This window comes from Variovorax sp. P4_D9 (genome assembly GCF_056401695.1).
In genome coordinates, this window is the sequence record NZ_JBFUIU010000601.1 from 1 (window position 1) to 5,540 (window position 5,540).

7 protein-coding genes and 3 pseudogenes are annotated in these 5,540 nt (G+C 60.9%); 6 read left to right on the plus strand and 4 right to left on the minus strand.

Annotated features, from left to right (window positions below; genetic code table 11):
- Positions 1–72: 72 nt before the first annotated feature.
- A pseudogene (locus tag AC1DY5_RS40090) lies at positions 73–757 on the plus strand (SOS response-associated peptidase family protein); the annotation flags it as partial.
- Between the two features lie 6 nt (positions 758–763).
- On the opposite strand, the gene AC1DY5_RS40095 reads toward AC1DY5_RS40090, so the two are convergent.
- Entirely contained in the window at positions 764–952 is a 189-nt protein-coding gene (locus AC1DY5_RS40095) for a hypothetical protein (RefSeq protein WP_478120011.1), read from the minus strand.
- A gap of 380 nt (positions 953–1,332) precedes the next feature.
- Positions 1,333–1,752 carry a hypothetical protein gene (locus tag AC1DY5_RS40100; RefSeq protein ID WP_478120012.1) on the minus strand — a complete coding sequence of 140 codons (420 nt, stop codon included), beginning with the start codon at positions 1,750–1,752 and terminating at the stop codon, positions 1,333–1,335.
- A 487-nt stretch (positions 1,753–2,239) separates the two neighbouring features.
- On the opposite strand from AC1DY5_RS40100, the gene AC1DY5_RS40105 reads away from it, so the two are divergent.
- On the plus strand, positions 2,240–2,596 hold the full coding sequence (locus AC1DY5_RS40105) for a hypothetical protein (protein WP_478120013.1): 357 nt from the start codon (positions 2,240–2,242) through the stop codon (positions 2,594–2,596).
- Between the two features lie 66 nt (positions 2,597–2,662).
- Here AC1DY5_RS40105 and AC1DY5_RS40110 read toward each other — a convergent pair whose 3' ends face one another.
- Positions 2,663–2,869, minus strand: coding sequence for a hypothetical protein (locus tag AC1DY5_RS40110; protein ID WP_478120014.1), 207 nt, complete (start codon positions 2,867–2,869; stop codon positions 2,663–2,665).
- 348 nt (positions 2,870–3,217) lie between these two features.
- On the opposite strand from AC1DY5_RS40110, the gene AC1DY5_RS40115 reads away from it, so the two are divergent.
- The 4 genes and pseudogenes from AC1DY5_RS40115 to AC1DY5_RS40130 all read left to right on the plus strand — a co-directional run.
- Positions 3,218–3,376 (plus strand): hypothetical protein, encoded by a 159-nt coding sequence (locus AC1DY5_RS40115; RefSeq protein ID WP_478120015.1) that lies wholly within the window; start codon positions 3,218–3,220, stop codon positions 3,374–3,376.
- 145 nt (positions 3,377–3,521) lie between these two features.
- Positions 3,522–3,944 carry a hypothetical protein gene (locus AC1DY5_RS40120; RefSeq protein ID WP_478120016.1) on the plus strand — a complete coding sequence of 141 codons (423 nt, stop codon included), beginning with the start codon at positions 3,522–3,524 and terminating at the stop codon, positions 3,942–3,944.
- Between the two features lie 26 nt (positions 3,945–3,970).
- Positions 3,971–4,321, plus strand: a complete 351-nt coding sequence (locus AC1DY5_RS40125; RefSeq protein ID WP_478120017.1) for a DUF2493 domain-containing protein — start codon at positions 3,971–3,973, stop codon at positions 4,319–4,321.
- 217 nt (positions 4,322–4,538) lie between these two features.
- Positions 4,539–4,718: pseudogene (locus tag AC1DY5_RS40130) on the plus strand (IS1634 family transposase); the annotation flags it as partial.
- 335 nt (positions 4,719–5,053) lie between these two features.
- Here AC1DY5_RS40130 and AC1DY5_RS40135 read toward each other — a convergent pair.
- Positions 5,054–5,540: pseudogene (locus tag AC1DY5_RS40135) on the minus strand (IS1380-like element ISCARN34 family transposase); the annotation flags it as partial.

A 5,540-nucleotide genomic window follows, 5' to 3' on the forward strand; every position in this document is an offset into this window, starting at 1 on the left:
CCCTTCTCTTGAAGAAGTGCACATAATGCCTTGATTTCGTTTAAATTACTAACACAGTAAGACTAGAGCGATGCGAAGATCAAGATCCCGAAGGCTGTCGATGCCCTTTTCCTCGATCCCCAGACGGATGAGGAGCGCGAGGTCAAGGCACTCATCGATGCTTTCAGGCGACGAAGCTCGAGCAGGAGCTGTTCAAGCAGCGCAAGCGCCTGGCAGACGGGGAGCGCGCACTCCAGACTAAGGTGACGAAGAAGGCAAGGGATGACGTCCGCATCGCCACCGACACGATCGAGTGGGCGAAGGGCAAGCTCGCGGATCTGAATCGTGCCGAGCTGCTGCCGAGGGTTCATACAATGCTCGAAAAGACAATCTGGAGATCACTTTTTGGCGCGGGACGTTTGGCGTTGCGCACGGAATTTTGCCCATCTCGGCGTTCTACGAAAATGTCGATCGCGATGGCGCCAGCGCGGTCCTCGAGTTCAGGCCGCAGCCCACGCAGGACATGCTGGTCGCATGTCATTGGTCTCGGTGGGTTGCGCCGGCCGGGTCCGACGAGCCAGAGCTGCTCCCTTTCGCAGCGATCACGGACGAGCCGCCGCCGGAGGTCGCGGCCGCTGGGCACGATCGCTGCATCGTTCCGATCAGGCCAGAGAACATTGACGCATGGCTCCAACCAGATAGCGCCGACCTGGCCGCCCTTTATGCGATCCTCGACGATCGCGAGCGGCCTTACTACGAGCACCGCCTGGCGGCGTGATCAGGTTCAGAACGGACGCGGGCGTTCCGCGGGTTCGAGCTCTTCGGCCGACACGGCGCGCTCGTGCGCCTCGTGCGCCACGCCGCCGAAGTTCATGACGTCGTAGAGCTCGCGCAGGCGCTGCTCGTCGCGTTCGCGGATCGTTCCGCGAGAGAAGACGATGTTTCCGAAGCGCCGCTGGTCCCTCTCGCTCACCTGGTACCTCCAGTCGGTCGGTGAGGTAGAGCTCGAGCGACTTCAGACGCTGCTGGCCTTCGATCACGCAGTTCGTGAGGTATTCGTACCCGATGCCGTTGTAGCCGCCGCGGGCGGGACGCAGTTCCATGTCGGTCACGACGTAGGTGCCGAGATGAACTCCAGGTGATGAAGCGCCGGGGCTGTTCCTCGCTCCACTTGAAATCGCGCTGCCACGGAGCCAGCGGAAGGCCCATCACGAAGCGGTCCGCCCAAGGGTAGTGGCTGCTTGCCATACCGGGGGCGAATTCCTTCAGCTCCATCATCAAGGCGCTGATCGTCCTTGAGCTACATGCGGCGTCAGGCCTGGTCGCGGCATTGTCCGGGTGGTCATGTCGCAGCTACATTCGGGGAGCGGCGGCCAAGTAGAGCTCCGCGTCGGTGTCGGCCATCGGGAAGGCGAGCTCGATCGCCCGGATATACAGTGCGCCCCGAATCTCGCCCGGCAGGTCGGCGGCATCGCGCGCGCCGCCGCACCGGCGGTACAGCCAGTCTGGCGCCCAGTCAAAGTCGAAGCGCCGATCTGCCTCTTGACGCTGCCACTCAGGCACCACGACATCGCCGCCCTGGCCCCAGTAGGCGAAGATTTCCCAGTCGTCCATGATCCCGTTGCGCACGACGTTCACCGCGAAGCCGAGGCCATCGTGGTGGAAGGGGCAGAGAGCCTGCTCGCTGTACGCGATGGGCTGAAAGGTCGCCGCGAAGCTCTCGTTGTCCTCGCAGGCCCATTGAAGCAAGAGGCCCAGCGCCGCAGCTTTCATGGGATCGTCGAAGAAATCGTCCTGCACGCTGCCTGCCCACCCTTGCGCCTGACCCGCCGTGGGAGGATCGTGGTCATCGAGACTATCACCACAAAAACGCCAGTCAGTGCAAATTAACCAACCCCGCTTCTGCGCACATGGTCACGATTGCTGCGGCAGCGCTCGTGCCGGTGTTGAAGACCTGGCGGTTCGCGGGTCAGGCAGGGCCTGCTTGAACCACATTCCCTCACCGCTCGCCAGGGACTCTTCTGCAAGCCAATCGCTGACTTTCACTGAGCTCCGCATCACAGGGCCTGGGTCTGCTCCGTACAAGCTCGGGGAACTCATGTGTTTCTACGATGGCGAGATACCTGTCGGGACCATCGGGGCAGTGTCCGTATCACCGGGTGGGCACGAGGTTCACCTCGACCGCTTCGTGCCCTCGGCCATCCCGATGCGGCATAGCTGGGCGTCGAGGAAGCTTGTGCTCGTTGAGGCAGTCGCATACTTGGCTGAGCATTTCGTGGCAGTAGCAACGATCAGGGTCTCTTTGAATTCTCCCATTGAAAGGCACGACGACTTCCTCAAGGTCGCGAGGGACCGTGCGCAGCTCCTGCATCGGATCGGCGCCCAACAGATCAACATMATCCCCAACTTCGTGCCGTCAAATCGGGGCAACTTCACGGTTACCGGGGTCTGGAAGCGCAACCCGCAAGGCCTCAAGGCCCTCAATGCGGCTCTGGGCCACGAGCGCGAGGCACACCGGTCTCAGAGAGCGGCTACGACCACTGTCAGAGGCCGCCTGGCAAAACTCGGTGAACGGACCCGACGCCTGCTTTCCGACTCGACCGAAAAAGGCATCTAGAGTGGCAGGCCAGGGCGCGGACCATCGCGCCGGTTCCGCTCGGCACCTTGCTGATCGTGGGCATTTTCATATTCGCTTGGCCGCTTCAACCTCCAGCGTCCAGATCGTCGCTCCGACGCTCAGGAGAACCTCGAGATCGATTTGGTAGCGTTCGCTCGCCTTGTCCAAGCGGTCGATAAACGCCGCGATGTGCGAAATTGCTTCCGTCGCAGGCAACGCACCCCCTACCCTGGCCATCTCGACCACGGCGAGCATGACGTCGGTTTGGTTCATTGCGCGACTGTGCGCTTGACCGCCAAGGGAGGCAAGGAGGGCCGCTTCCATTCCAGGCAACAAGTCGCGTTGGCGTTGAACGTCGATAGGACGCCGTATTTCGGTGACATTTGCCCGGTCCACGGATAGGGCGATGCAGGGGGCTCTTCCCACTACTGGATGTCACACGGAAAAATTGAAAGATGACCGATCTAGGCGACCTCTCCGACGACGAGTTGTTTAAGCGAGCTCTAGTGTCCTGAGTTAGAAGTTCGCAGACAAAATCGCTCGACACTTGCAAGGATGTCATCGGCGGTCTTGACCCATTGGAAGGGCTTGGGCTTGGCGTTGTTGATGTCGAGATACTGCTTGATTGCCTGCTCAAGCTGGCGTGTGGACGTGATGGACAACTACGGCACGCACAAGACGGCGACCGACGGCGAGCGACCGAAGCCAATGCGCTGCTCCGAAACAACCGGCGGTGCGTACGGCACATCCGCTGCTTCGCTGTCCAACGACTACAGCTAAAGCATTCACCTCAACCGTGCATTCCAAAAAATTGATCAGCTTTCGCAAAAACATGATGCGCGCTTGCGACGAATCTCTTGTCGGCTCCTAGGGCGGACTACAAAATTCTTTCAGAAATTCGACTTGGTTCAAGGAGACCGACCAGATGGACGACCAGTTGCCCGTTCACATCCACGATCTCTTGCTGCTTGCAGCTTCGGCATGGGAGGGCAGTAACCATGCTCCCGTCGCACTCCGTGAAGCAGGTCGTCAGATACTTGTCGAAGGTGGCCCAAAGGCACTGGCCGAGACCGCATTGCTCGCATTGCATTGCCAATCGAAGATGGATGGGTCGTTGAAGCGTTCGATGGGCGTGCTTCGCGGCCGCAACCTCGTCGCGTTCATCGCAAGCTGCTGGAACGACCTGCCGTCTTGGAAGATGAACCACGATCCCGCGCTGATGCAGTTGAAGGCTGCAGCGCCTCAAGCCGCACAACTGGTGCGACTGATGCGCCAGCTGCGGGCCTTCGCGACGCCCGAGTCTTTAGAAGATGATCAAGTTAGCGGCTATGCACCGGCGCGTCTCTAGCCGCTCCATGAAAGCACCGCCACTTCATGAGAGTACTAGTCTGTGGTGGTCGCAACTACGACGACTGGGCGTTCATCGTTCATGTCCTTGACCGCGTTGACGGCCGCCAGGCCATCACCCAACTCATCGAAGGTGGCGCGACGGGGGTCGACGAGTTCGCACGCCGTTGGGCCAAAGCACGGGGAATCGAGGTCGCCACGTTCACCACTGCCTGGGATCGCTACCAGGGTCGTGCTGCACGCATCAGAAACGCCCATATGCTGCGCGAGGGGCGTCCAGAACTCGTCGTCGCTTTTAGAGGTGGCCGCTTGACAGCGCACATGATCACTATTGCGTCGGCAGCGCTTGTCCCGGTGTTGAAGACCTGGGTTCGGTAAACGGGCAAGGTACAGGGCGCAGTGTCGGTGCGGGTCGATGGCTTGCCTATCCGCCATGCGCGCTAGCCCCTCTTTCTCAACTCGACCCCGATTTTGACGATTTTTCGGGTGTTGAGCGACGCAAGTGCTTGATGCGCGTAGGGACGATGCCGCAAAACGTTTGTGGTGGAGACTTTGGTCCTTGGCGTGCGGTCGAGCGGTTCCCAAACTGCGCCGCATGTTTCTGCGCTGCAACCGACGCCTGAAGGACGGCAAGACGCACGAATACTGGAGCGTGGTGGAAAACCGCCGACTGGCCGATGGGCGCGTGGTGCAAAGGCAGGTGCTCAACCTGGGCGAGGTCAACGCGAGCCAGCGCGAAGCCTGGCGCAAGACCATCGAGGTGCACGACGAGGGACCTGACTGCCGTTCCTGGACCGCGCGGGTGGGTAGCGTGGGCGCTGCCATGCGTCACTACGCACCTGAATCCGTGACCCTTGCCGGCGGCGCCGATACTGTTCGGCCAATATGCCAGAGCAGAAGTCGCGAGCAATCAGCGCTGCGTTGCGTTGCAGGGCTGCCCGATTGTGCGAATTGACGTTACTTGGTGACCAATTGCGGGAGAATCAGTCGAGCCTGTACCTCGCGACAGCTGTTGCACGCGAGATTTGAGATGGTCGAATACTGTATGGGCTGCGGCGGCGAAACATGACGCCGAGTTCACGCTCCATTATTGATCGCCGCGAACTGCGCCTACGAACGCATGAACACTTTGGCCGCCCGGTCATTGAAGCCCAGTCCCAGCACGATTCGCCGGCCGTGATCGATAAGTCGCCCAGCTCGGTAGATCAGCTCCTGCATGACCGTCTTGATGCGCCGCCGCTTGGCGCTGTGCCTGACGGGTGCATCCGGCCGGAGGAGTGCGTGCTGTCCCATCAGGCGCAGGAAGTTCATGGCCAGAGCGGCCAACTCGCACACCAGACATTTGGTACTGAACTTGCCCGAGGGCAGCCGCTCCAGATCGAGGTCGGTCTTGAATTCGGAATGGATCTGCTCGTGCGTGGCGTGGTCGGCGTACAGCGCGATGATGGCCTTCGCATCGAACTGCTTGGCGTTCAGGCTCGTGCTCCAGCCGTCCAGCGTGAGCTTGGGCTCGATCAACAACTGGCCCTGCGCATCGATGGTGCGCTCGGTCAGGCGCAGCACTCGGCGCAGTGGCCGCTCGATGCCTTCGATGTAC

Excerpts from the sequence above, each read along its gene's own strand:
- AC1DY5_RS40100 (WP_478120012.1), bottom strand. The coding sequence starts at position 1,752 with ATGAAAGCTGCGGCGCTGGGCCTCTTGCTTCAATGGGCCTGCGAGGAC.
- AC1DY5_RS40110 (WP_478120014.1), bottom strand. The coding sequence starts at position 2,869 with ATGAACCAAACCGACGTCATGCTCGCCGTGGTCGAGATGGCCAGGGTA.
- AC1DY5_RS40120 (WP_478120016.1), top strand. The coding sequence starts at position 3,522 with ATGGACGACCAGTTGCCCGTTCACATCCACGATCTCTTGCTGCTTGCA.
- AC1DY5_RS40125 (WP_478120017.1), top strand. The coding sequence starts at position 3,971 with ATGAGAGTACTAGTCTGTGGTGGTCGCAACTACGACGACTGGGCGTTC.